The following is a 22,747-nucleotide window of genomic DNA, read 5'->3' on the forward strand; positions in this document are numbered from 1 at the left end:
TTTCGCCAAGGATCGGTGCTCAGGAAACGTTTTTACACATTTCCAGCTACATTCCTTCGGCCCATTCCGGGCGGAGGAGAAGTTCATTTGAAAAGAGTCATCAGGCTGCTTCTCGCAGCCGTGGCTGTTTCCGTGTTCGCGAGCGGCTGCGCGGTCAACCGCGCAACAGCGACCGTCGATCCCTCGGCAAATCTCGACAAGCTGCGCGTGGTGCAGGTCAGGAAGCTCGAGGGTGAAGACGGCACGCTCCAGAAGCTGATTGCCGGCAATCTGCGCAAACGCGGTTTCGAGGTCACGGAAGAAGCCAAGCCCCCCGAGCCAGTCGACGCTGTCGTCACCTACGTCGACAAGTGGATGTGGGACATCACCATGTACCTCGTCGAGCTCACCGTCACGATCCGCGAACCGAAGTCCGACTACCCGTTGGCCACCGGCAATTCGCTCCACACCTCCCTCACACGCCTCTCGCCGCCCGAAATGGTCGACGAAGTGGTCGGCAACATCTTCAAAGAATCGGACAAAACCAAATGATCAACACCACCACCCTTCGCCGCGCAGGCGCCCTGGCCGTTCTCTCCGTCGTCGTCGTGCTCGCGGGCTGCGCCTCGTCGGCCAACCGCGAGGCCATGACGCCCACCAGCATCGCTTCGAGCAAGAAGCTGCCCTACTCGGTGTCGGTGAAGACCGGCGGCGGCAATGAAACGAACCCGCTGTGGAGCTCGGACATCACCAACGAAGACCTGGGCGCCGCCATCGAGAAGTCGGTCACGCAATCGGCCCTGTTCAAGGAAGTCGTCAAGGGCAAGAGCGGTGACTACGAGCTGTCGGTCTCGATCGTCAAGCTGACCAAGCCCACGTTCGGCGCCGCGTTCACGGTCGACATGGAAGCGGGCTGGTCGCTCATCAAGACCTCCGACAAGTCGGTGGCGATGCGCCAGGTCATCAAGTCGACCTACACGGGCGGCGCGTTCGACTCGCTCGTCGGCACGACCCGCCTGCGCATGTCGGTGGAAGGTGCCGCGCGCAACAACATCAAGCAGGGCCTGGAAGCCGTCTCGGCGCTCAACCTCTGAGCGAACGACACACCGTTCTTCGGTGAATGAAAAAGGGGCTGGTGGATCACCAGCCCCTTTTTCTTTGTGCCGCTGCGCGGCCTGTCTGTGCTCAGCGCGCGTTCTGCAGCGCCGCGATGCGCTCTTCGATCGGCGGGTGCGTGGCAAACAGCTTGCCCATTGCGCCCGTGATGCCCATGGCTTCGACGGCCTTGGGCAGTTCGCCGGCCGGCAGGCCGCCCAGGCGCGCGAGTGCGTTCATCATCGGCTGGCGGTTGCCCATGAGTGCGGCGGCGCCGGCGTCGGCGCGGAACTCGCGCTGGCGCGAGAACCAGGCCACCACGATCGCGGCGGCGAAGCCGAGCACGATGTCCAGCACGATGGTGCTCACGTAGTAGCCGATGCCGGGGCCCGACGAGCGGTCGTCGCCGCGGCGCAGGAAGCTGTCGACCGCGTAGCCGATCACGCGCGAGAGGAACACGACGAAGGTGTTCATCACACCCTGGATCAGCGTCATCGTGACCATGTCGCCGTTGGCGATGTGCGCGACTTCGTGGCCGATGACGGCCTCGACCTCTTCACGCGTCATGCCCTGCAGCAGGCCGGTGGACACGGCCACGAGCGACGAGTTCTTGAACGCGCCGGTGGCGAAGGCATTGGGCTCGCCTTCGAAGATGCCGACCTCGGGCATGCCGATGCCGGCCTTGTCGGCGAACTTGCGCACGGTGCCGACGATCCAGGCCTCGTCGGGCGACTGGGGGTTGTCGATCATGCGCAGGCCGGCCGTCCACTTGGCCATGGGCTTGCTGATGAGCAGCGAGATGATCGCGCCGCCGAAACCCATGACCAGCGCGAAGCCGAGCAGCGCCGTCAGGTTGAGCCCGTTGGCCGTGAGAAAGCGGTTGACGCCGAGCAGGCTGGCGACCACGCCGAGCACCGCAACGACCATCACGTTGGTCAGGACAAACAGAAGGATACGTTTCAAGTTGAATTCTCCGTGGGGAAATCTGCCCCCTTAGATAAGGGCCCCGGGGCCCTCTTCAAGCCGCGCGCGACGGGGAGGCCCTCGGTGTTGCTTCCGGTGGAGCCATGATAGGAGCAAAAGTTCTGGCGCCCCGATATTCCCCGCCGGAGTCAAGGCCTGTCAGAAAAGGCCGCTGGTGCCCGGCGCGGGGCGGGTGGCGATGTCGGCCTCGAGCCGGGCGCGACGGCGACTGCCCTGCGTCCAGCGCAGTGCAAACAGCACGCCGTTGACCAGCACCAGCCCCGCGGCGAACAGCCACCACAGCACGTGCGCGCCCGCCGCAGTCATGCGCGAGGCATCGAGGCTCGGGTCGACGCGCACCCACGGCGTGCCGGTGGTGTCCTTGCCGCTGGCGGTCACGAGGCCTTCGAGGGTGAAGGGTTTCAGGCTGTCTGGTGTGGCGTTGAGCTGCAGGCGGGTCCAGCGGGCGAGCGGGGTGCTCTCGCCATCTTCGGCCTTGCCGGGCTGCGCCGGCATGTCCACGATGCGCGTGGCAGACGCCAGCAGCACGCCGCCCTTGGCGGGCACGATGGCGGCGCGCGCCGTCTCGATCTTCGCAGCCACCGCACTGTCGACGGCTTGTTGCAACGCACGCCGGACAGACGCCAGCTGTTGTTGCGACAGCCTCAGGAATGCGTTCTCCTGGCCCGTCGCCACGCTCGCGGCCAACGCCTGCCAGGTGATCACGGGCATGTCGACGCCGTCCTTGTCGACGGTGGCGTCGATGGTGCGCACGAGGTCGCGCTGCAGGCTCTCGCAGGCGGAGGGCGACAGACCATCGGCATCCTTGCAGGCGGCCTCGATCGCCGCCACCGACTGGTCGAAACCCCGCGCGATCCACAGCGTGCGCTCGCGCGCGCTGTAGGCCGCGAGCCTGTCGTCCACCCGTCCGCCCTGCAGAAGCCGCTGCACCTCGATCAGGCTGGACATCGTGTAGTCCTCGGACACACGAATGAAGTCGGGGCTGGCGAGCGCCAGCACGGCCTGCGGAATGTCCAACGCGGGAACGACGGGTGCGGTGCCGCCCCAGCGCACCAGGGTGCAATCAATGGCGGGCACGCCGGCACGGCCGCTCAGGTCGATCTCGCACCGGCCTTCGCCTGCCATGCGCACGCGGCTGCCCCAGGGCGGCGGATTGTCGGCCAGCTGCCCGACGTCGGCATAAGCGGCGGTGCCGTTGCCATTCATGACCCACTGCGCGGCCAACGCGGCCTCGCTGCGCAGGTTCGGCACCGACAGCGCGACCGCACCTGCGGCGAGCAGGCCGATGATCAGATGCAGCAGGTGCCGTCCCCAGTACACGGGCTGGAAACGCCGCCACTCGTCGCTCACCGACCACTTGGGGCCGAAGACCACTGCGCTGTAGTCGCTGGTGCGCAGCTCGGCTTCGATCACCTCGCCGTGCGCCACCGCTGCCGCGTTGCGCCAGTGCGAGGGCAACACGAGGCTCAACTTGTCGCCGATGAACAGGCCCACGCTCTGGACCGACGTGTTGCCAGCATTCGTCACCGAAATCTGGTTGAGCATGCCGCGCACGCGGTTCACGGGCTGCGGTTCCCGCTCCGGCGCCGTGGCCGGCGGCTTGCGCACGAACAGCCACACGGCCCACAAGCCTGCGAGCAGGCCTGCGCCCAGCAGGTAGATGCGCGCCGCGCGCGTGGCGTCCCAGGTGGCGACCCACAACAGCACGAACGCCAGAAGCCACGCGAAGGCCGAGGCCCAGCCGCCGCGCCCGATGCGGCTCTCGACCTCCTCGGGCGTTTCGGTGCGCTGGCTCAGGATGTCGACCTCGCCGCGCTGGTAGCGCGCGTTCGGGTCGGTCGCTATCGATGCCACCGCGGCTTCCGGCACCACCACGCCAGTCGCCACTTCGGCCGCCACGGTCTCATCGAGCGACGGCAGCGCGCCGAGCTCGCCGCGCTGCCATTGTTGGTCTTGGGCCTGCTGGCGCTGCGCGCGCGCCCGGCCTTCGAGCAGTTCGAAGCCGTTCAGGCGGATCACCACCGCGCACTTGCCGGACAACACCACCTGCGCCTCGTTGTACGCCTCGACGTAGTGGAGGGCGTCGTAGGGCAGCAGCACGTCGACGTCGCCAAGGGTGTCGTGCAGCGTGGTCGCGCCTTGCGTTTGGAGGCCGTGGCGCACGAACGCGCCGTCGAGCTCGTGCACGTTGTCGCCGATCACGAGGCCCTGCCCCATGAGAAAGGGTTGCAGCGCCGATTTTTCTTCGTCGGTGATGCTGCGCAACACCGGCGAGCTGCTGCGAAAGTCTTTCAGGGCATTCCGGTTCTCGGAGCGCCGTGACATGTAGGTGATGAAGCTGTAGATCCCGTAGAGAACCAACCCGAGCTTGAGAACGATGAGGACGGTGTCCATCTTTTTTTGAACCTCCCTGATTTTTTCTTGACGTACGTCGCGCGCACTTGCGCGCGATGCGACCGCCAGCCGAGGGCCCTCCCGAACCCGTGCGTGCTGGCGTGGCTTCAGCCTGCCGACGAGCCCGGCAACGGTCGAAAGACCTGCGGGTCGGCGTAGAACGAAGCCGCGTCATTCTCGATGCACCAACCGGGCACGCCGAGCACCGGCAGGGGAACGAAAGGCTTGGCTTCGAGCCTTTTCGCACCGATGCTTCGGGCGATTGCCGCATCGTTGAGAGCGGCGGCGCCGGTCGCGCGGTGCGTCAGCAGCACATGCGCGGTGATTGGCTTGCGCGGCACCACCAGCTTTTCAAGCAGCGCATGACCGAAGAGCAGCAGGCGCGCCTCGTGCCACAGGCTGCGCCGCGTGACGAACAGCGCCTGCCAGTCGCGCGCCACCAGCGCCTCCCACAGCGCAGGCGGCGCATCGAGCACCGCGCCGTTCTCGTCGAAGAGCGTGAGCGCATCGCGCAGCGGCCCGCGCGTGGCGCCGACGCCGGCGCGTGCGATCTCGGCGGCCTGCAGTTCGTTGAGCCGGCGCTTGGTTTCAGGGAAAGCCAGCCAGACCAGACCGTTGAAGAAGTCGTGCAGGTTGTCGCGCGTGGGCACGGTGCGCGTGCGGAAGATGTGGGCCTCGTAGGCCTGGCCTTCGGGCAGCGCGTCCTGCGTGACGAAGTCGGGCACGGCGGGTGGCTTGGCCGCCTGCAGCGCGGCGGCGACGGTGCCACCCTGTGCGATGGTCCGCGCCACGGCTTCGCCGGGATCACGGTACGGCGCCAGCCAGGGTGCGGCCCACTCGATGGCCGCGACCGCTGGCAGGCCCGGGGTCAAGGCGCGGGCGCCCCCGTCCATCGGATGCGGTCGGGGTGCTGCATCACCGCGAACTCGCCCGTGAGCTTGTCGAACAGCTTGAGCGAGCTGCCGCTCTTGCTGAGCAGGCCAGCGGTGCGCAGGGCCTTGGCCACGTCGTTCAGCGGCACGTCGGTGCCGCGGCGCAGCGCGGGCACGGCCTGCAGGATGAACTCGGCGGCTTCGGAGATTTCAGGCTGCTGCGGCGGTGGCGGTGCCACCGGCTTGGCCGTCTTTGCCGTCGTCTTGCGCGCGGTCTTGGCCGCAGCCTTCTTCGCGGGGGCGGTCTTCGCGGCCGGCGTCTTCTTCGCAGCCGCCACCTTCTTGGCCGGCGCGGTGCGCACGGCCGGCTTGATGCCGTGGTGCGCGAGGTCGATGAAGCTGTCGTAGATGCCGACGGTCTCTTCGCCGGTCTTGCCCTGCTGGCCGATGCCGCAGACGCGGCAGCCCTTTTCGCGCAGGCGGATCACGAGCGGCGCGAAGTCGGAGTCGGACGACACCAGCACGACCACGTCGGGCCGCTCGGCGATCACGAGGTCGATGGCGTCGACGGCCAGCGCGATGTCGGTGCTGTTCTTGCCCGCCGACAGGTTCACCATGGGCCGCACCGACAGCCGCTTGAACAGCGCCTGGCGGTTCACGGCCATCTCGGCGTTGCAGTAGGCGCGGCGCACATGGATGGCGCCGTAGTCCTCCATCGTGCGCTGCACGGCCTGCTCGATCACGTCGGCCGAGACGTTGTCGGCGTCGATCAGCAGCATCACGCGCAGCGACGACAGGGGCACCGGCGCCGTCATGCGAGCTTCCAGTTCACCGTCTCGCCGCCGCGCAGCGGCTTGAGCGTGGCTTCGCCGTAGGGCACGGTCTCGGGCAGGGTCCAGGTTTCGCGCTTCAGCGTGATGGTGTCGGTGTGACGCGGCAGGTCGTAGAAGTCGGGGCCGTGGAAGCTGGCGAAACCTTCGAGCTTGTCGAGCGCGTTCACGCTGTCGAAGGCCTCGGCGTACAGCTCGATGGCGGTGAGCGCGGTGTAGCAGCCGGCGCAGCCCAGTGCATGTTCCTTCAGGTGCGCGGGGTGCGGCGCGCTGTCGGTGCCCAGGAAGAAACGGTCGCTGCCGCTGGTGGCCGCCTCGACCAGCGCGACGCGGTGCGTCTCGCGCTTGAGCACGGGCAGGCAGTAGTAGTGCGGGCGGATGCCGCCGGTGAAGATGGCGTTGCGGTTGTACAGCAGGTGGTGCGCCGTGATGGTGGCGGCCGTGAAGCGGTCGGCGTCGCGCACGTAGTGGGCGCCTTCCTTGGTGGTGAGGTGCTCGAACACCACCTTGAGTTCGGGGAAGTCGCGGCGCAGCGGGATCATCACGCGGTCGACGAACACGGCTTCGCGGTCGAACAGGTCGATGGCGGGGTCGGTCACTTCGCCGTGCACCAGCAGCAGCAGGCCGTGCTTCTGCATGGCCTCGAGCGTCTTGTAAGTCTTGCGGATGTCGGTCACGCCGGCATCGCTGTTGGTGGTGGCGCCGGCCGGGTAGAGCTTGAGCGCGCGCACGCCGGCTTCGGCGGCCAGCGCGATTTCTTCGGGCGGCAGCTTGTCGGTCAGGTAGAGCGACATCACGGGCTCGAAGGACGTGCCCGCGGGCACGGCGGCGCGGATGCGGTCGCGGTAGGCCACGGCCTGGGCGGCGGTGGTCACGGGCGGACGCAGGTTCGGCATGATCAGCGCGCGGCCGAACTGGCGGGCGCTGTGGGGCACGACGGCTTCGAGGGCGGCGCCATCGCGCACGTGCAGGTGCCAGTCGTCTGGGCGGGTGATCGTGAGGGTGTCTGTCATTGCGGCGAGATTGTCGCATCGCCCCTCGACCGAAGCACCCCCGGGCTACCCCAGCAGGTACTCGCGCACCAGCAGGCGCGCCCGGTGCAGCCGGCTCTTCACGGCGCCCGCCGGCTCGCCCAGGCGTTCGGCGATCTCGGCGATGGTGAGTTCCTCGAAGTCGCGCAGCAGCACGACCTCGCGGTAGTGCGCCGGCAGCGATTCGAGCGCGTGGGCCAGGTCGATGCGCAGCGCGTGGTCGCTGCGGGCCGCGAGCTGGCGTTCGACCACGTCTTCGTCGAGCGGGTCGTGGCGGAACATCGCGCGCTGCAGGCGCAGGCATTCGCGCCGGATGACGGTGAACAGCCACGACGAGAACGCCGCAGCCGCCTGCAGCCCGCGCACGCGGCGCGCGACCACGAGCAGCGATTCCTGCACGGCGTCATCCACGTCGCTGGCCTGGCAGTGCCGGCGGGCGTAGCGGCGCGCGTCGGTCTGGCAGGCGGCGAGCAGGCCCTCGAGGGCGACGGGGTCGCCGGTCTGCGCGGCCAGGATCAGGCAGGTGCGGTCGATCGCTGCGGTGGGCATGGGTCAGCGGCCCTTGTCGAGGGTGCGCCCGACCATCGCGCACATCGGGCAGAAGCCGACCAGCCCGGTGAGGGCCAGCATCGCGCCCATGAGGCCGACCGCGACGGCCATGGCATCCGCCGGCCAGTTCATGGCGGCGAAGGCGAGGCCGGCGAGGCCCAGGGCGATGCGCAGGGCGCGTTCCCAGCCGGGAACATTCTTGACGTAGAGCATGGTGGTTTCCTTCGATCCGTGACGTGTGAATGCGGGGGAGCAGAACGCCCCTCCCGCATGGAAAGAGGCGGCCACCCGCCGAAACGGTTCGCGGAAAGTCAGGATTTTTTCATGCGCCGGTGCCAACGGCCACCGCAGTCAGGCGCCACTACCGCTGGAACACCCCGCAGATGCGATCGGCCACGGCCTGCATCCATCGCACATGGCTGGTCGAGCTGCGCGCGCCCCGGCCCGGCGGCCAGGGGTCGAACAGGCGCAGCGTGGTGCCGCCCCCGCCGGGGTCGTTGTCGCCGCGGATGCCCGCGAGCACGACCATGTGGCCCGGCTGGCCGGCGGGCGCGCCGCCCTTGGCGCCCCAGCGCAGGTCGAACATCAGCGGCCCGGCGTGCAGCGCGGTGCGCAGCGCGGCGACGGTCCACGGGCCGTGGGTCCGCAGCGTGAGGCCGTGCGCGGCGGCGAAGCGGCGGTTGTCGTCGTCATCGGGGTCGCTGCCCTGGGCATGGCGGTCGCTGTCCACGCGGCGGCGCAAGGCGCCGTCGGCGCCCATCAACTCGCAGGGCGTGCGCGCCACCACGGTCTGCACGGTGGCGCGCGTGAGCATCGCGGTGGCGGCCGCCCAGCACAGCGCGGGCACGGGCTGCGGAATCAACGCCACGGGGTGCAGCAGCGGCGCGTGGGTTTCGTTGTCGAAGGCCACGTTGCGGGTGCAGGGGCCGGCTTCGCCGTCCTCGCACAGCCAGTGCGCGGCCTGCAAGCGCAGCACGGCCGCCCGGGTGACGGGGCCGTAGTCGCCGTCGGGCGCGAGGCCGGGGCTGGGCTGCAATTTGCGGTTCAGGGCCTCCTGCAGGCGACGGACATCGGCCCCGCGCCAGCCCTGTTTCAGCGTGCTCATCGGTGGGAATCCCCCTTGAGACAAGGATGCACGGACGAAGGAAAGCGAGCGGATGCATTGTGAAAACGGCACGCCCCTGCGTCTATTGGTCGGATGACATAGCCGGAACATGTGATGCCACGGAGGTTTCCCCCGGGCGCCAGCCCCGTGGCGGACCTTGGTAGGCTCGCTCCCCATGACCGCGCCCGCCCCGACCGCCCAGCCCATCGCCACCGAACTCGCCGACGGCGGCCTCGCGGCCCTGTTCACCGCGCCCGGCGGCGCGCCGGCCTTCGCGGTGCGCTGGCAGGGCGCCGTGCACGGCTACCTGAACCAGTGCCCGCACGCCGGCGGCCCGCTCGATTTCGAAGGCCAGATCCTCGAAAGCTCCGGGCGCTATCTGATGTGCGCGCGGCACGGCGCGATCTTCGAGCCCGACACCGGGCGCTGCGTGGGCGGCCCCTGCCGCGGTGCGCGCCTCACGCCGCTGGCGCTGCGCGAGGCGGCGGACGGCAGCGTGTGGCTGGCCGACTGACGCCGCCGAGCGGCTACAGTCGCGGCCTCTTCTTTCCGCCCTGCCCCATGCGCCGATTCGCTGCTGTCTCCGTCCTCGTTCCGGCCCTGCTCATCGGCGCGGGCTGCGTCTCGCGACCCGCGCCGCGCGTCACCTTCCTGGCCGACGGCGTGTTCAAGTCGCCCACGGCGCAGGACGCCGAGAACTACTGCCGCAACTTCGGCGCGCCGATGCGCTTTTTGAGCAGCACGCTGTCGGAGGTGCCGGCGCAGGGTGTGCCGGCAGGCGAAGTCGTCTACCGCTGCGACTGAGCTTCTTCGGCTTCTTCCGGCCGCACCCGCGCCAGGATGAAATCGATGAACGTCCGGATCGCCCGCGTGTGCTGGCGGTTCGGCATGTAGAGCATGAACATCTGGGTGCCGAAGATCGACAGGCGCCAGTCGTCCAGCGTGGTCACCACGTCGCCGCGGCGCACGTCTTCCTGCACCACGTAGTCGGGCACGAGGCCCACGCCCAGGCCCGCGAGGATGGCCTGGCGCAGGAACAGAAAGTTTTCCGAGATCAGCGTCGGCTCCAGGATCACCTCGCGCCGCGTCTCGCCCTGGTAGGCCGAGATGCGCAGCTGCCGACCGATGACGGCGGCCGTGACCACCGGCGTGGCGCGCAGCGCGTCCAGCTGCACGGGCAGCGGGTGGCGCTCGGCGTAGGCGCGCGTGGCGCAGGCCACGTAGCGCACCGGCCCCATCTCGCGCGCCACGAGGTTCTGCGGCGGCTCGGGGATCACGCGGATGGCGATGTCGACCTCGTCGCGCAGCAGGTCTTCGATGCGGTTCTCGAACACCACGTCGAGCACGATGCCGGGGTACTGGCGCTTGAAGTCGATGAGCCAGTCGGCCATCACGAGCTGGCCGTAGCCGCTGGGCACGCTCAGGCGCACGCGGCCCTGCAGGCCCTCGCCCAGCGCGGTGACCGACTCGCGCGCCGCCAGCAGCTCGCCCTGGATGGCCACGCCGTGCTGGTACAGCCGCAGCCCGATCTCGGTGGGCTCGGCGCGGCGGGTGGTGCGCCGGATCAGTTGCGCGCCCACCGAGCGCTCCAGCTGGTTCAGGTGGTAGCTGACGTTGGCGCGGGTCATCTTGAGCCGGCGCGCCGCCGCGCTCAGGTTGCCCGCGTCAAGGATTTCCACCAGCAGGGTGAGCGATTGCAGGTCCATGGGCGGATTGTGTCAAAAATTCTTTGACAGTCTGTCAACCACCTATGCAATTGTCAAAGCAGCGATGCCGGCCAAGAATGCAGGGCTCCCCAGAGCCCCGGACCCCTCGAGACTTCACGAGGGCCTGCCACGCAAGCAAGAGACAAGCGACACGCACATGGCCACCCCCACTCCCAGCCCTTCCACGTCCAACGGTCCCGTCACCTTCCAGCGTCAAGGCGACGTGTGCGTGGTGACCATCGACAACCCGCCCGTCAACGCCCTGGGCGTGGACGTGCGCCGCGGCCTGGCCGCCGCCATCGATGCGGCCGAGGCCGACAGCGGCGCCAAGGCGGTGCTGATCGTCGGCGCGGGCCGCAACTTCATCGCCGGCGCGGACATCCGCGAGTTCGGCCAGGCGCCGCAACAACCCTCGCTGCCCGAGGTCTGCCTGAAGATCGAGAACTGCACCAAACCGGTGGTCGCCGCCATCCACGGCGCCGCACTCGGCGGCGGGCTGGAAATTGCGCTGTCGGCGCACTACCGCCTCGCCGCGCCCACCGCCAAGCTGGGCCTGCCCGAGGTGGCGCTGGGCCTGCTGCCCGGCTCGGGCGGCACGCAGCGCGCACCGCGCCTGATCGGCGTGAAGCCCGCGCTCGAACTGATGCTCAGCGGCCGCCATGCGGGCGCCAAGGAAGCGCTGACGCTCGGTCTCGTGGATCGCCTCGGCACCGACGCCGACGCGCGCGCCGAAGGCCTCGCCTACGCGCAGGAACTCGTCGCTGCCAACGCCCCGGTGCGCCGCACGCGCGAAGCCGCCGGCCTGGCCGACAAGGACGCCGCCCGCGCCGCCCTCGAGGCCGCGCGCGCCGACACCGCCAAGAAGAGCCGCGGCCTGTTCTCGCCGATGAAGATCATCGAAGCGGTCGAAGGCGCGCTCACGCTGCCCTTCGACGAAGGCATGGCGCTGGAGCGCAAGCTGTTCCTGCAGTGCATCGACAGCCCGCAGCGCGCCGGCCTGATCCACGCCTTCTTCGCCGAACGCGAAGTGCTGAAGGCGCCCGAGACCCGCTCGGCCAGCCCGCGCGCGCTCACCTCGGCCGGCATCGTGGGCGGCGGCACCATGGGTGCGGGCATCGCCGTGGCCATGCTCGACGCGGGCCTGCCCGTGACCATGGTCGAGCGCGACGAGCCCAGCCTGGCGCGCGGCCGTGCGCACGTCGAGAAGGTGTACGACGGCCTCATCGCCAAGGGCCGCATGACCCCCGAGGCCAAGGCCGCCGTGATGGCGCGCTTCTCGGGCTCGACGAGCTACGACGCCTTCGCGAATGTCGACATCGTGGTCGAGGCCGTGTTCGAGGAGATGGGCGTCAAAAAGGCCGTGTTCGCCGAACTCGACCGCGTGTGCAAGAAGGGCGCCGTGCTCGCCACCAACACCTCGTACCTGGACATCGACGAGATCGCCGCCAGCATCTCGCGTCCGCAGGACGTGGTGGGCCTGCACTTCTTCTCGCCCGCCAACATCATGAAGCTGCTGGAGATCGTGGTGCCCGCCAAGGTGAGCGCCGACGTGGTCGCCACCGGCTTCGAACTCGCCAAGAAGCTCAAGAAGGTGCCCGTGCGCGCCGGCGTGTGCGACGGCTTCATCGGCAACCGCATCCTGGCCGTGTACCGCCAGGCCGCCGACCACATGATGGAAGACGGCGCCTCGCCCTACGACATCGACGCGGCCGTGCGCAACTTCGGCTACCCGATGGGCCCGTTCCAGGTGTCGGACCTGGCCGGCGGCGACATCGGCTGGGCCACGCGCAAGCGCAAGGCCGCCACGCGCGACCCGCAGGCGCGCTACGTGCAGGTGGCCGACCGCATCTGCGAGCGCGGCTGGTTCGGCCAGAAGACGCAGCGCGGCTACTACCTGTACCCCGAAGGCGCGCGCACCGGCGTGCCTGACCCCGAGGTGCTGGCCATCATCGACGCCGAGCGCGTGCGCGCCGGCATCACGCCGCGCAAATTCACCGAAGAAGAAATCCTGCGCCGCTACATGGCCGCCATGGTCAACGAAGGCGCCAATGTCGTGCTCCAGCGCATCGCGCTGCGCCCGCTCGACGTGGACGTGACCTTCCTCTATGGCTACGGCTTCCCGCGCCACCGCGGCGGCCCCATGAAGTACGCCGACACCGTGGGCCTGCCCAAGGTGCTGGCCGACATCCGCGAGTTCGCCAAGGCCGATCCGATTTTCTGGAAGCCGTCGCCGCTGCTCGTGGAGCTGGTCGAACGCGGCGCCGATTTCGCCAGCCTGAATCAATCCGAGTAACCGTTAGAGCCCACCGTCCAGGAGACAACCCCATGCGTGAAGCCGTCATCGTTTCTACCGCCCGCACCCCGCTCACCAAGGCGCACCGCGGCGAATTCAACATCACCTCCGGCGCCACGCTGGCCTCGTTCGCGGTGAAGGCCGCGGTCGAGCGCTCGGGCCTGGACCCGGCGCTGATCGAGGACGCGATCCTCGGCTGCGGCTACCCCGAAGGCACCACCGGCCGCAACATCGCGCGCCAGTCGATCATCCGCTCGGGCCTGCCCATCAGCATCGCCGGCACCACCGTGAACCGCTTCTGCGCCTCGGGCCTGCAGGCCATCGCCATGGCCGCCGGCCGCATCGTGGTGGACGGCGCGCCGGCCATGATCGCGGGCGGCGTGGAAAGCATCTCGCAGATCCGCGGCCGCAGCCCCGGCGACGGTGGCGACCTCAGCCTGGACCCGTGGATCGTCGAGCACAAGCCCGAGCTCTACATGGCGATGATCGACACCGCCGACATCGTGGCCAAGCGCTACAACATCAGCCGCGAAGCCCAGGACCGTTTCTCGGCCGAGAGCCAGCGCAAGACCGAAGAAGCGCAGCTGGCCGGCCGCTACAAGGACGAGATCGTGGCCTGCACCACCACGATGGCCGTGACCGACAAGGAGACCAAGGAGGTCACCCACCGCGAAGTCACCGCCACCGAAGACAACTGCAACCGCCGCGGCACCACCTACGAGGCGCTGGCCAAGCTCAAGCCCGTGATGGGCGACGACAAGTTCATCACCGCCGGCAACGCCTCGCAACTGTCCGACGGCGCTTCGGCCTGCGTGATGATGGAAGCCAAGGACGCCGAGCGCGCCAACCTGAAGCCGCTGGGCGCGTTCCGCGGCCTGGCGCTGGCCGGCTGCGAGCCCGACGAGATGGGCATCGGCCCGGTCTTCGCCGTGCCCAAGCTGCTCGCGCGCCACGGCCTGAAGGTGCAGGACATCGACCTGTGGGAACTCAACGAAGCCTTCGCCTCGCAGTCGATCTACTGCCAGGAAAAGCTGGGCATTCCGTCGGAACGCCTGAACGTGAACGGCGGCGCGATCTCCATCGGCCACCCCTTCGGCATGACCGGCGCGCGCCTCACGGGCCACGTGCTGCTCGAAGGCAAGCGCCGCGGCGCCAAGTACGCCGTGGTCACGATGTGCATCGCCGGCGGCATGGGCGCGGCCGGCCTGTTCGAAATTTATTGATTCATTGAGGAGTCCGCGATGGACCTGAACTTCACGACCGAAGAAGAAGCCTTCCGCAGCGAAGTGCGCACCTTCCTGGCGGACAAGCTGCCCGCGCGGCTGTCCGACAAGGTGCGCGGCGGCAAGATCCTGGAAAAGGCCGACATGCAGGAATGGCACGCCATCCTGAACGAGCGCGGCTGGCTCGCCAACCACTGGCCCGAGCAATACGGCGGCCCCGGCTGGACCGCGGTCGAGAAGTTCATCTTCGAGAACGAGTGCGCCCTGGCCTTCGCGCCGCGCATCGTGCCCTTCGGCGTCAACATGCTGGGCCCGGTGCTCATCAAGTACGGCAACGAAGCGCAAAAGAGCTACTGGCTGCCGCGCATCCTGAGCGGCGCCGACTGGTGGTGCCAGGGCTACTCCGAACCCGGCGCGGGCTCCGACCTGGCCGCGGTGAAGACCACGGCCGTGCGCGGCATCGACGCGCAGGGCGACCACTACATCGTGAACGGCCAGAAGACCTGGACCACGCTGGGCCAGCACGCCAACATGATCTTCTGCCTGGTGCGCACCAACCGCGAGGCGAAGAAGCAGGAAGGCATCAGCTTCCTGCTGGTCGACATGACCTCGCCCGGCGTGGAAGTGCGCCCGATCATCACGCTGGACGGCGAGCATGAAGTCAACGAGGTGTTCTTCTCCGACGTGCGCGTGCCCGCCGAGAACCTCGTGGGCGAAGAGAACAAGGGCTGGACCTGCGCCAAGTACCTGCTGACCTACGAGCGCACCAACATCGCGGGCGTGGGCTTCTCGGTGGCCGCGCTCGAACAGCTCAAGGGCATCGCCGCGTCGCAGACCAAGAACGGCAAGCCGCTGGCGGACGACCCGGCCTTTGCCGCACGCCTGGCGCGCGTCGAGATCGACCTGGAGAACATGAAGACCACCAACCTGCGCGTGATCGCGGCGGTGGCCGGCGGCGGCGTGCCCGGCGCGGAAAGCTCGATGCTGAAGATTCGCGGCACCGAAATTCGCCAAGAGATCTCGTCGCTCGCGCGCCGCGCCATGGGCGTGTACGGCCGCCCCTTCGTGGCCGAAGCACTGCAGGACGGCTTCACCGGCGAGACCTTCGGCCCGGCCTATGCCAAGGCCGCCGCGTCGCGCTACTTCAACAACCGCAAGCTGTCGATCTTCGGCGGCTCGAACGAAATCCAGAAGAACATCATCAGCAAGATGATCCTGGGCCTGTAAGGAGAGACGCAATGAACTTCGAACACACCGAAGACCGGCGCATGCTCGCCGACAGCCTGAACCGCTTCATCGCCGAGCAGTACGCCTTCGATGCGCGCGACCGCATCGCGAAGTCGGCGCACGGTTTCAGCAAGGAAATCTTCCAGAACTTCGCCGAGCTCGGCGTGATCGGCGCGCTGTTCAGCGAAGCCGACGGCGGCTTCGGCGGCAGCGGCTTCGACATCGCCGTGGTCTTCGAAGCGCTGGGCCGCGGCCTCGTGGTCGAGCCGCTGCTGGGCGCCGTGATGGTCGGCGAGGCGATCAGCGCCGCCGGCAGCGACGCGCAGAAAGAGAAGATCGGCGACATCGTCAACGGCGCCACCGTGGCAGCCTTTGCACACGACGAAGCCGACACGCACTACGAACGCACGCGCGTGGCCACGACCGCCGAACGCCGTGGCGACGGCTGGGTGCTCAAGGGTGCCAAGGCCGTGGTGCCGCAAGGCGAGCAGGCCGACCTGTTCCTGGTCTCGGCCCGCACCTCGGGCAACGTGGACGACGAAGCCGGCATCTCGCTCTTCCTCGTGCCCGCGAAGACTGCCGGCCTCACCGTGCGCGGCTGTCCGGCGATCGACGGGGGCCGCGTGGCCGAACTCACGCTCGACGGCGTGACGCTCGGCGCCGACGCGCTGCTGGGCGCCGAAGGCCAGGGCGCCGCCACGCTGGAGCGCGCCATCGGCCGCGGCGTGCTCGCGCTGTGCGCCGAAGCCCTGGGCGCGATGGAAGCCGCCAAGACCGCCACGCTCGAGTACCTGCGCACGCGCAAGCAGTTCGGCATCCTCATCGGCAGCTTCCAGGCCCTGCAGCACCGCATGGCCGACCTGCTGCTGGAGATCGAACAGGCCCGCTCGGCCGTGATCAACGCTGCCGCCGCCATCGACGGCAGCGACCGCGTGGCGCGCGAGCGCGCGCTGTCGGCCGCCAAGTTCAGCATCGGCCGCATCGGTGCGCTGGTGGCCGAGGAAAGCATCCAGATGCACGGCGGCATCGGCATGACCTGGGAGCTGCCGCTGCCCCACTACGCCAAGCGCCTCGTGATGATCGACCACCAGCTCGGCGATGAAGACCACCACCTGCAGCGCTACATCGCTCTGGGCAAAGAGGTCGCGGCATGACGGACAAGACCGTCCTCATCTCGCAGGAAGGCGCCGTCCGCATCCTGACCAACAGCAACCCGGCCGCGCGCAACGCGATCACGCCGACGCTGTACGCCGAGCTCTCCGCCGCGCTCACCGACGCGCAGAACGACCCCGAGGTGGGCGCCATCGTCTTCACCGGCGCGGGCGACTTCTTCTGCTCGGGCGGCGACCTGAACCTGCTGGCCAAGCGCCGCGAACTGCCCGAGGCCGAACGCCGCGAGAAGCTCGAAGGCCTGCACGACCTGATCCGCGCGATCCGCGACTGCGGCAAGCCCGTGATCGCGGCCGTCGAAGGCGGCGCGGCCGGCGCGGGCCTGTCGATGGCGCTGGCCTGCGACATGCTGGTGTCGGCGCGCGATGCGTTCTACACGGTGGCCTACGTCAAGGTCGGCCTCACGCCCGACGGCGGCGCCACGGCCTTCCTCGCGGAGTTCGTCTCGCGCCAGCTGCTCACCGAGCTGTGCCTCACTGGCGATCGCCTCGCGGCCGAGCGCCTGCACGCGATGGGCGCGGTGAACCGCCTGACCGACAAAGGCGGCGCGCTGGCCGAGGCCGTCGCACTCGCCGCCAAGGTGGCCAACGGCCCGCAGCGCGCCAGCGCACGCATCAAGACGCTGTGCCGCCAGGCCCATCGTGCAACGCTCGAGGAACAACTCGAGGCCGAAGCGGTCTACATGGTGGCGTCGCAGGCCGATGCCGAAGCCGCCGAAGGCATCGGCGCCTTCCTCGGCAAGCGCAAGGCCGACTTCGTCGCGTTGCGCCACGCACCCCAGCCCGACGCGTCCTGACGCGCCGCGCCCCTCCCCGCGTGTGCATGCCGATGCAGATGCGGGGGTCTTTCGTTTTCCTGGAGTTGTTCCCATGCCCTCGCTGAATTCCTCGCTGCCGCTCGCCGGCGTGCGCGTCCTCGATCTGTCCCGCATCCTGGCCGGCCCCTGGTGCGGCATGGTGCTGGCCGACATGGGCGCCGAGGTGATCAAGGTCGAGCACCCGGGCCGCGGCGACGACACGCGCGACTGGGGCCTGCGCGTGGGCAAGACCGAGACCGCCTACTTCAACAGCGTGAACCGCAACAAGCGCTCCGTCACGCTCGACCTGCAGACGCCCGAAGGCCAGCAGATCGCACGCGACCTCGCCAAGCAGTGCGACGTGGTGCTGCAGAACTTCAAGTTCGGCGGCATCGACAAGCTGGGCCTGGGCTACGAACAGCTGCGCAACGAGAACCCGGGCCTCATCTACTGCTCGATCTCGGGCTACGACCGCACCGGCCCCGAGGCCGCGCGCCCCGGCTACGACCTCGTGGTGCAGGGCGAAGCCGGCCTGATGGCGCTCAACGGCGAAGCCAACCAGCCGCCGCTGAAGTTCGGCGTGGCCGCCGTCGACCTGTTCACCGGCATGTACTCGGCGCAGGCCGTGCTGGCCGCGCTCTACCAGCGCGAGAAGACCGGCACGGGTCGCCACATCGAGATGGCGCTGTTCGACTGCGGCCTGATGATCACCGCCTACTACGGCCTCGAAGCGCTGCTGATGGGCGAAGACCCGCCGCGCTATGGCAACTCGCACCCGTCGATCGTTCCCTACGGCGTGTTCGACGCGGCTGACGGCCCGCTGGTGATTACCGTGGGCAACAACGCGCAGTTCATGCGCTTCTGCACCGAGGTGATCGAGCGCCCCGACCTGGCCGCCGACGAGCGCTTCAAGACCAACATCCTGCGTTCGGCCAATCGCGCGGCGCTGCTGCCCGAGCTGACCGCCGAACTCGCGAAGCGCCCGCGCGCCGCGTTGCTCGAAAAGCTCAACGCCTCGGGCATCCCCTGCGGCGAAGTGCTGGGCCTGCTGGAGGCGCTGAACTCCCCGCGCGCGACCGACGCCGGCCTGGTGACCAAGCAGCCGCACCCGGTGGCCGGCGAGGTCCATGTGCTGGCGCCGCCCTACCGTTTCGATGGCGAGCGCCTGCCCGTGCGCAGCGCGCCGCCCACTTTGGGCGAAGGCACGCACGACGTGCTGAAGTCCCTGCTCGGCCTGTCGGATGAAAAGCTGGCAGCGCTGAAAACGAATGGCGTTGTCTAAGTAGGCAGCGCCCGCATCCCTGAAGAGAAATCCATGGCCTTCCCGTTCCTCCGTACCCCCCGCAACCCCGTGCGCCGCGCCCTGCTCGCGCTGGCCCTTCCCCTGCTGGCCGGCAGCGCCTTCGCCCAAGCCTGGCCGACCAAGCCGATCACGCTGGTCGTGCCCTTCCCGCCCGGCGGCCCGACCGACGTGGCCTCGCGCATCGTGGCGCAGAAGATGTCCCTGTCGCTCAAGCAGAACATCCTGGTCGACAACCGCAGCGGCGCCTCGGGCACCATCGGCGCGGCCTTCGCGGCCAAGGCCGCACCCGACGGCTACACCTTCGTGATGCTGGCCACGCCGACGCTGCTGGCTTCGCACCTGTACGGCACCGTGCCCTACGACATCTTCAAGAACTTCACGCCCGTGGGCACCGTGTACGACCTGCCGATCGTGATGGTGGTGAACCCGAAGGTGCTGCCCGGCGTGAACGACCTGCAGGACCTGATCGCCAAGGCCAAGACCGACGGCGGCAAGCTCAACTACACGACCGCCGGCGCCGGCAGCTTCGGCCACCTGACGACCGAGCAGCTGAAGAACATCGGCAAGTTCGAGATGCAGCACGTGCCCTACCGCGGCAGCGCCCCGGCCGTGACCGACCTGATCGGCGGCCAGGTGCCCGCGATGTTCTCCGACCTCGTGGCCGTGATCCCGCACATCCGCGCCGGCACGCTGCGCCCGATCGCCGTGGGCTCCGGCAAGCGCGTGAGCCTGCTGCCCGACGTGAAGACCGTGGCCGAGCAGGGCTTCCCCGGCTTCGACGCCACCTCGTGGGGCGGACTGCTGGCCCCGGCCGGCACGCCGCAGGCCGTGGTCGACCGCATGAGCGCCGAGCTGAAGAAGGCGCTGGCCGACAAGGAAGTCGGCGAGAAGCTGCAGAGCGTGGGCTCCTTCGCGGCCTACGGCACGCCGGAGCAGACCGCCACGCGCATGCGCCAGGACTTCGAGCGCTGGGGCAAGGTCATTCGCGACAACAAGATCACGAACCAGTAAGACACGGCCTCCGTCCGCAGCCGGCAAGACCCCTCAAGGAGACAACATGACAACAGGCAACGACAAGAACAACCCCACGGGAACGGCCAGCGCGCCGTTCCGCCCCCTGTTCCCGGTGCGCGGTCTCGCCGACATCCGGCGGCTGGAAGAAACGCCGCTCGACGAAGCGCTCACGGTGCGCAGCACCTACGAGCTCTTCCGCAACTCCGGCGCGGCCTTCGGCGACAAGACCGCGCTGACCTTTTTGCGCAGCGGCAACCCGGCGGATGAACCCATCCGCTGGTCGTACGCGCAGCTGCTCGCGGGCATCCACCAGACGGCCAACCTGCTGCACACGCTGGGCGTGGGGCCTGAGGATGCGGTCGCGGTGCTGCTGCCCGGCTGCCTCGAGTACCACCTCGCGCTCTGGGGCGGCGAGGCCGCCGGCATCGTGCAGCCGCTGAACCCGCTGCTCACCGACGAGAAGCTGGTGGCACTGATGACCGCAGCGCGCGCCAAGGTGCTGATCGCCTACGGCTCGGACGCGGAATCGGGCATGTGGTCGAAGGCCATGCGCCTGCGCGGCCAGGTGCCCACGCTCACCACCGTGCTGCGCGTGGCGCCGCACGACGAAGCGCCGGGCGCTGCGGGTGCGTTGCCCGAGGGCGTGGCCGAGTTCGACGTGCTGCGCGCCGCGCAACCGAGCGACCGCCTCGTGAGCGGCCGCGACATCGCGCCCACCGACATCGCCGCCTACTTCCACACCGGCGGCACCACGGGCGCGCCCAAGCTCGCGCGCCACAGCCACGGCGCGCAGGTGTTCACCGCCTGGGCCAGCGTGCAGCTCGCGGGCATGAACGAACAGGGCATCTCGATCAACGGCTACCCGCTGTTCCATGTGGCGGGCGTGCTGCCGGCCTCGCTCTCGTCGCTGTCGGCGGGCGTGGAGGTGATCATTCCGACGCCCTCGCTGCTGCGCAACAAGGAGGTGCTGGCCAACTACTGGAAGCTGGTCGAGAAGTACCGCCCGACCTCGCTGTCGGCCGTGCCCACGGTGCTCGCGGCGCTGGCCAACGTGCCGCTGGACGGCGCCGACATCTCCTCCATCACCTACTGCCGCACCGGCGCCGCCGTGCTCTCGCCCGAGCTGGCCGCGCGCTTCGAGCGCCTGTTCGGCCTGCACGTGCACGAGAGCCTGGGCATGACCGAGATGGCCGGCATCTCGACCATCACGCCGCCCGGCGTGAACGGGCCCGCGGGCTGCGTCGGCTTTCGCCTGCCGTACGCGCAGGTGCGCATCGTGGCGCTGGACGAGAACGGCAACGCCAGCGACCGCGAAGTGGCGCAAGGCGAGACCGGCATGGTGCTGTTCAAGTCGCCCAACGTGTTCTCGGGCTTCGTCGATCCGGCCGACAACGCCAAGGCCTTCACGGCCGACGGCTGGCTCGCGACCGGCGACTTGGGCTGGATGGACGCCGAGGAGCGGCTGCACCTCACGGGCCGTTCGAAGGACCTGATCATCCGCAGCGGCCACAACATCGACCCCAAGACCATCGAGGACGCACTGGGTGCGCACCCCGCCGTGCAGCTGTGCGCCGCCGTCGGTGCGCCCGATGCCTACGCGGGCGAACTGCCCGTGATCTTCGCGACGCTGGTGCCCGGCGCCTCGGCCACCGAGGACGAGCTGCTGGCCTTCACCTCCGCGCGCGTGGACGAGGCACCGGCCCGTCCCAAGTGGGTGTCGGTGATCGCCACGATGCCGATGACCAACGTCGGCAAGATCTACAAGCCCGAGCTGCGCGCCATGGCCGCGCGGCAGGTGGTGGCGGCCACGGTCGCCGAGGTCTGCGCCGCACTCGGCGTGGGCGATGCGGCCCGGCCGGCGGTGAGCACCGAAGGCGAAAGCCTCGTGCATGTGCAGATCGACGCCGCCGCGGCGGGTGCGCAAGCCGCAGCACTGCAGGAACGGCTGCACAAGGCCCTGGAGCCGCTGCCCTTCAAGACGCGCATCGCGCTGAAGTGATCTTGATCAGCTTCTTCACAACGATTTTCTGAAACCGAACGGGAGACAAACCATGACCCATCAACCCTCGACCCGCCGCGCCCTGCTGTGCGCCGCAGCCTCGACCGCCGCGCTGTTCGCGCTGGCCCCCGCGCATGCGCAGGCGCCCTACCCGAACAAGCCGATCCGCCTCGTCGTGCCCTTCCAGGCCGGCGGCGCAACCGACGTGCTGGCGCGCGTGCTGGGCCAGAAGATGTCGGCCAGCATGGGCCAGCCCCTCGTGGTCGACAACAAGCCCGGCGCGGCCGGCATCATCGGCACCGACGCGGTCGCCAAGGCCGCGCCCGACGGCTACACCATCGTGCTGTCGCTGAGCAACTCGCTCATGACCAACGAGTTCCTCTACGAGAAGCTGCCTTACGACACGCAGCGCGACCTCACGCTGGTCTACCAGATCGCGATGGCGCCGCTGGTGCTCGTGGTGCACCCCAGCGTGCCCGCCAAGACCGGCCCCGAGCTGCTGAAGTACGTGGCCGCGAACAAGGGCAAGGTCGCCTACGGCTCGTACGGCGTGGGCGCCTACCCGCACCTGGCCGGCGCGCACATGAGCCTCACGCAGCAGGCCGACATGAACCACGTCGCCTACAAGGGCGAGGCGCCGATGGTGCAGGACCTGATCGGCGGCCAGATCCAGATGGCCTACGCCAGCGCGCTCGCGGCCAAGCCGCACATCGACGCCGGCAAGCTCAAGGCCGTCGGCGTGACCGGCGAGCGCCGCATGAGCACGCTGCCCAACGTGCCCACGCTGGCCGAGCAGGGCCTGAAGGACGAGGCCTACCGCGTGACCGGCTGGCTCGCCATTGCCGCGCCCGCCAAGACACCCAAGGCCATCGTGGACCGCATCGCCGACGAGGTGCGCAAGGCCACGCAGCAACCCGACGTGCGCGAGCGCGTGGCGGCCATGGGCTTCGAGATCAAGGAGAGCTCGCCCGAGCTCTTCGCCGCGGCCTGGAAGCAGGAACGCCCCGTGTGGGAGCGCCTGATCAAGCAATCGGGCGCCAAGCTCGAGTAACCCCTTTTCCCATTTTTGTCATTCAAGAGGAACAGCCATGAAAGTTCTGGTGCCTGTCAAACGGGTCGTCGATTACAACGTGAAGGTGCGCGTCAAGAGCGACGGCACCGGGGTGGACATTGCCAA

At 69.0% G+C, this 22,747-nt stretch carries 22 protein-coding genes and 1 pseudogene; 14 read left to right on the forward strand and 9 right to left on the reverse strand.

What is annotated here, in order from left to right; genetic code table 11:
- Positions 1-87: 87 nt before the first annotated feature.
- Positions 88-531 carry a hypothetical protein gene (locus tag AC07Y4_RS25195; RefSeq protein ID WP_070060167.1) on the forward strand — a complete coding sequence of 148 codons (444 nt, stop codon included), beginning with the start codon at positions 88-90 and terminating at the stop codon, positions 529-531.
- Positions 528-1,073, forward strand: coding sequence for a hypothetical protein (locus AC07Y4_RS25200; RefSeq protein WP_070060168.1), 546 nt, complete (start codon positions 528-530; stop codon positions 1,071-1,073). The genes AC07Y4_RS25195 and AC07Y4_RS25200 overlap by 4 nt, the downstream gene beginning before the upstream one ends.
- A gap of 91 nt (positions 1,074-1,164) precedes the next feature.
- Here AC07Y4_RS25200 and htpX read toward each other — a convergent pair whose 3' ends face one another.
- From htpX to AC07Y4_RS25240, 8 genes are all read right to left on the reverse strand, one after another.
- Positions 1,165-2,037, reverse strand: coding sequence for a protease HtpX (gene htpX, locus AC07Y4_RS25205; RefSeq protein WP_056575841.1), 873 nt, complete (start codon positions 2,035-2,037; stop codon positions 1,165-1,167).
- 159 nt (positions 2,038-2,196) lie between these two features.
- Positions 2,197-4,452: an IgaA/UmoB family intracellular growth attenuator gene (locus AC07Y4_RS25210; RefSeq protein ID WP_487848118.1), complete on the reverse strand. Its 2,256-nt coding sequence runs from the start codon at positions 4,450-4,452 to the stop codon at positions 2,197-2,199.
- A gap of 107 nt (positions 4,453-4,559) precedes the next feature.
- Positions 4,560-5,345 carry a DUF3025 domain-containing protein gene (locus AC07Y4_RS25215; RefSeq protein ID WP_487848119.1) on the reverse strand — a complete coding sequence of 262 codons (786 nt, stop codon included), beginning with the start codon at positions 5,343-5,345 and terminating at the stop codon, positions 4,560-4,562.
- Positions 5,321-6,139: an NYN domain-containing protein gene (locus AC07Y4_RS25220; protein WP_487848120.1), complete on the reverse strand. Its 819-nt coding sequence runs from the start codon at positions 6,137-6,139 to the stop codon at positions 5,321-5,323. The genes AC07Y4_RS25215 and AC07Y4_RS25220 overlap by 25 nt, the downstream gene beginning before the upstream one ends.
- A complete protein-coding gene (gene pyrC, locus AC07Y4_RS25225) occupies positions 6,136-7,167 on the reverse strand; it encodes a dihydroorotase (RefSeq protein ID WP_070060172.1) in 1,032 nt (343 codons plus the stop codon). The genes AC07Y4_RS25220 and pyrC overlap by 4 nt, the downstream gene beginning before the upstream one ends.
- Before the next feature lie 45 nt (positions 7,168-7,212).
- Positions 7,213-7,734 carry an RNA polymerase sigma factor gene (locus tag AC07Y4_RS25230; protein ID WP_487848121.1) on the reverse strand — a complete coding sequence of 174 codons (522 nt, stop codon included), beginning with the start codon at positions 7,732-7,734 and terminating at the stop codon, positions 7,213-7,215.
- Between the two features lie 3 nt (positions 7,735-7,737).
- Entirely contained in the window at positions 7,738-7,947 is a 210-nt protein-coding gene (locus AC07Y4_RS25235) for a YgaP family membrane protein (RefSeq protein ID WP_095743567.1), read from the reverse strand.
- Positions 7,948-8,095: 148 nt separating this feature from the next.
- A complete protein-coding gene (locus AC07Y4_RS25240) occupies positions 8,096-8,839 on the reverse strand; it encodes a peptidoglycan-binding protein (protein WP_487848122.1) in 744 nt (247 codons plus the stop codon).
- A gap of 175 nt (positions 8,840-9,014) precedes the next feature.
- Here AC07Y4_RS25240 and AC07Y4_RS25245 point away from each other — a divergent pair, with 175 nt between their 5' ends.
- Positions 9,015-9,353 (forward strand): Rieske (2Fe-2S) protein, encoded by a 339-nt coding sequence (locus tag AC07Y4_RS25245; protein ID WP_070060176.1) that lies wholly within the window; start codon positions 9,015-9,017, stop codon positions 9,351-9,353.
- A 47-nt stretch (positions 9,354-9,400) separates the two neighbouring features.
- The gene (locus tag AC07Y4_RS25250; RefSeq protein ID WP_062478565.1) at positions 9,401-9,643 is read left to right on the forward strand and encodes a hypothetical protein; all 243 of its coding nucleotides are present in this window, start codon (positions 9,401-9,403) and stop codon (positions 9,641-9,643) included.
- On the opposite strand, the gene AC07Y4_RS25255 is transcribed toward AC07Y4_RS25250, so the two are convergent.
- Positions 9,628-10,545, reverse strand: a complete 918-nt coding sequence (locus AC07Y4_RS25255) for a LysR family transcriptional regulator (protein ID WP_062478562.1) — start codon at positions 10,543-10,545, stop codon at positions 9,628-9,630. The genes AC07Y4_RS25250 and AC07Y4_RS25255 overlap by 16 nt on opposite strands.
- A gap of 157 nt (positions 10,546-10,702) precedes the next feature.
- On the opposite strand from AC07Y4_RS25255, the gene AC07Y4_RS25260 reads away from it, so the two are divergent.
- The 10 genes and pseudogenes from AC07Y4_RS25260 to AC07Y4_RS25305 all read left to right on the forward strand — a co-directional run.
- Positions 10,703-12,838, forward strand: a complete 2,136-nt coding sequence (locus AC07Y4_RS25260; protein ID WP_487848123.1) for a 3-hydroxyacyl-CoA dehydrogenase NAD-binding domain-containing protein — start codon at positions 10,703-10,705, stop codon at positions 12,836-12,838.
- A gap of 32 nt (positions 12,839-12,870) precedes the next feature.
- A complete protein-coding gene (locus AC07Y4_RS25265) occupies positions 12,871-14,061 on the forward strand; it encodes an acetyl-CoA C-acyltransferase (RefSeq protein WP_062478557.1) in 1,191 nt (396 codons plus the stop codon).
- Positions 14,062-14,079: 18 nt separating this feature from the next.
- Positions 14,080-15,288, forward strand: a complete 1,209-nt coding sequence (locus AC07Y4_RS25270) for an acyl-CoA dehydrogenase family protein (RefSeq protein WP_487848124.1) — start codon at positions 14,080-14,082, stop codon at positions 15,286-15,288.
- An 11-nt stretch (positions 15,289-15,299) separates the two neighbouring features.
- The gene (locus AC07Y4_RS25275; protein ID WP_487848125.1) at positions 15,300-16,442 is read left to right on the forward strand and encodes an acyl-CoA dehydrogenase family protein; all 1,143 of its coding nucleotides are present in this window, start codon (positions 15,300-15,302) and stop codon (positions 16,440-16,442) included.
- Positions 16,439-17,254, forward strand: coding sequence for an oxepin-CoA hydrolase, alternative type (locus AC07Y4_RS25280; protein ID WP_487848126.1), 816 nt, complete (start codon positions 16,439-16,441; stop codon positions 17,252-17,254). Before AC07Y4_RS25275 ends, AC07Y4_RS25280 begins: the two co-directional genes overlap by 4 nt.
- 73 nt (positions 17,255-17,327) lie before the next feature.
- Positions 17,328-18,536, forward strand: a complete 1,209-nt coding sequence (locus AC07Y4_RS25285) for a CaiB/BaiF CoA transferase family protein (RefSeq protein WP_487848127.1) — start codon at positions 17,328-17,330, stop codon at positions 18,534-18,536.
- 33 nt (positions 18,537-18,569) lie between these two features.
- On the forward strand, positions 18,570-19,568 hold the full coding sequence (locus tag AC07Y4_RS25290) for a Bug family tripartite tricarboxylate transporter substrate binding protein (RefSeq protein WP_495275271.1): 999 nt from the start codon (positions 18,570-18,572) through the stop codon (positions 19,566-19,568).
- Between the two features lie 46 nt (positions 19,569-19,614).
- Positions 19,615-21,570: an acyl-CoA synthetase gene (locus AC07Y4_RS25295; RefSeq protein WP_487848129.1), complete on the forward strand. Its 1,956-nt coding sequence runs from the start codon at positions 19,615-19,617 to the stop codon at positions 21,568-21,570.
- Positions 21,571-21,622: 52 nt separating this feature from the next.
- Entirely contained in the window at positions 21,623-22,621 is a 999-nt protein-coding gene (locus AC07Y4_RS25300; RefSeq protein WP_487848130.1) for a Bug family tripartite tricarboxylate transporter substrate binding protein, read from the forward strand.
- Between the two features lie 37 nt (positions 22,622-22,658).
- Positions 22,659-22,747: pseudogene (locus AC07Y4_RS25305) on the forward strand (electron transfer flavoprotein subunit beta/FixA family protein); the annotation flags it as partial.

The sequence above is a fragment of the Variovorax sp. GW460-12-1-14-LB1 genome (assembly GCF_059423605.1).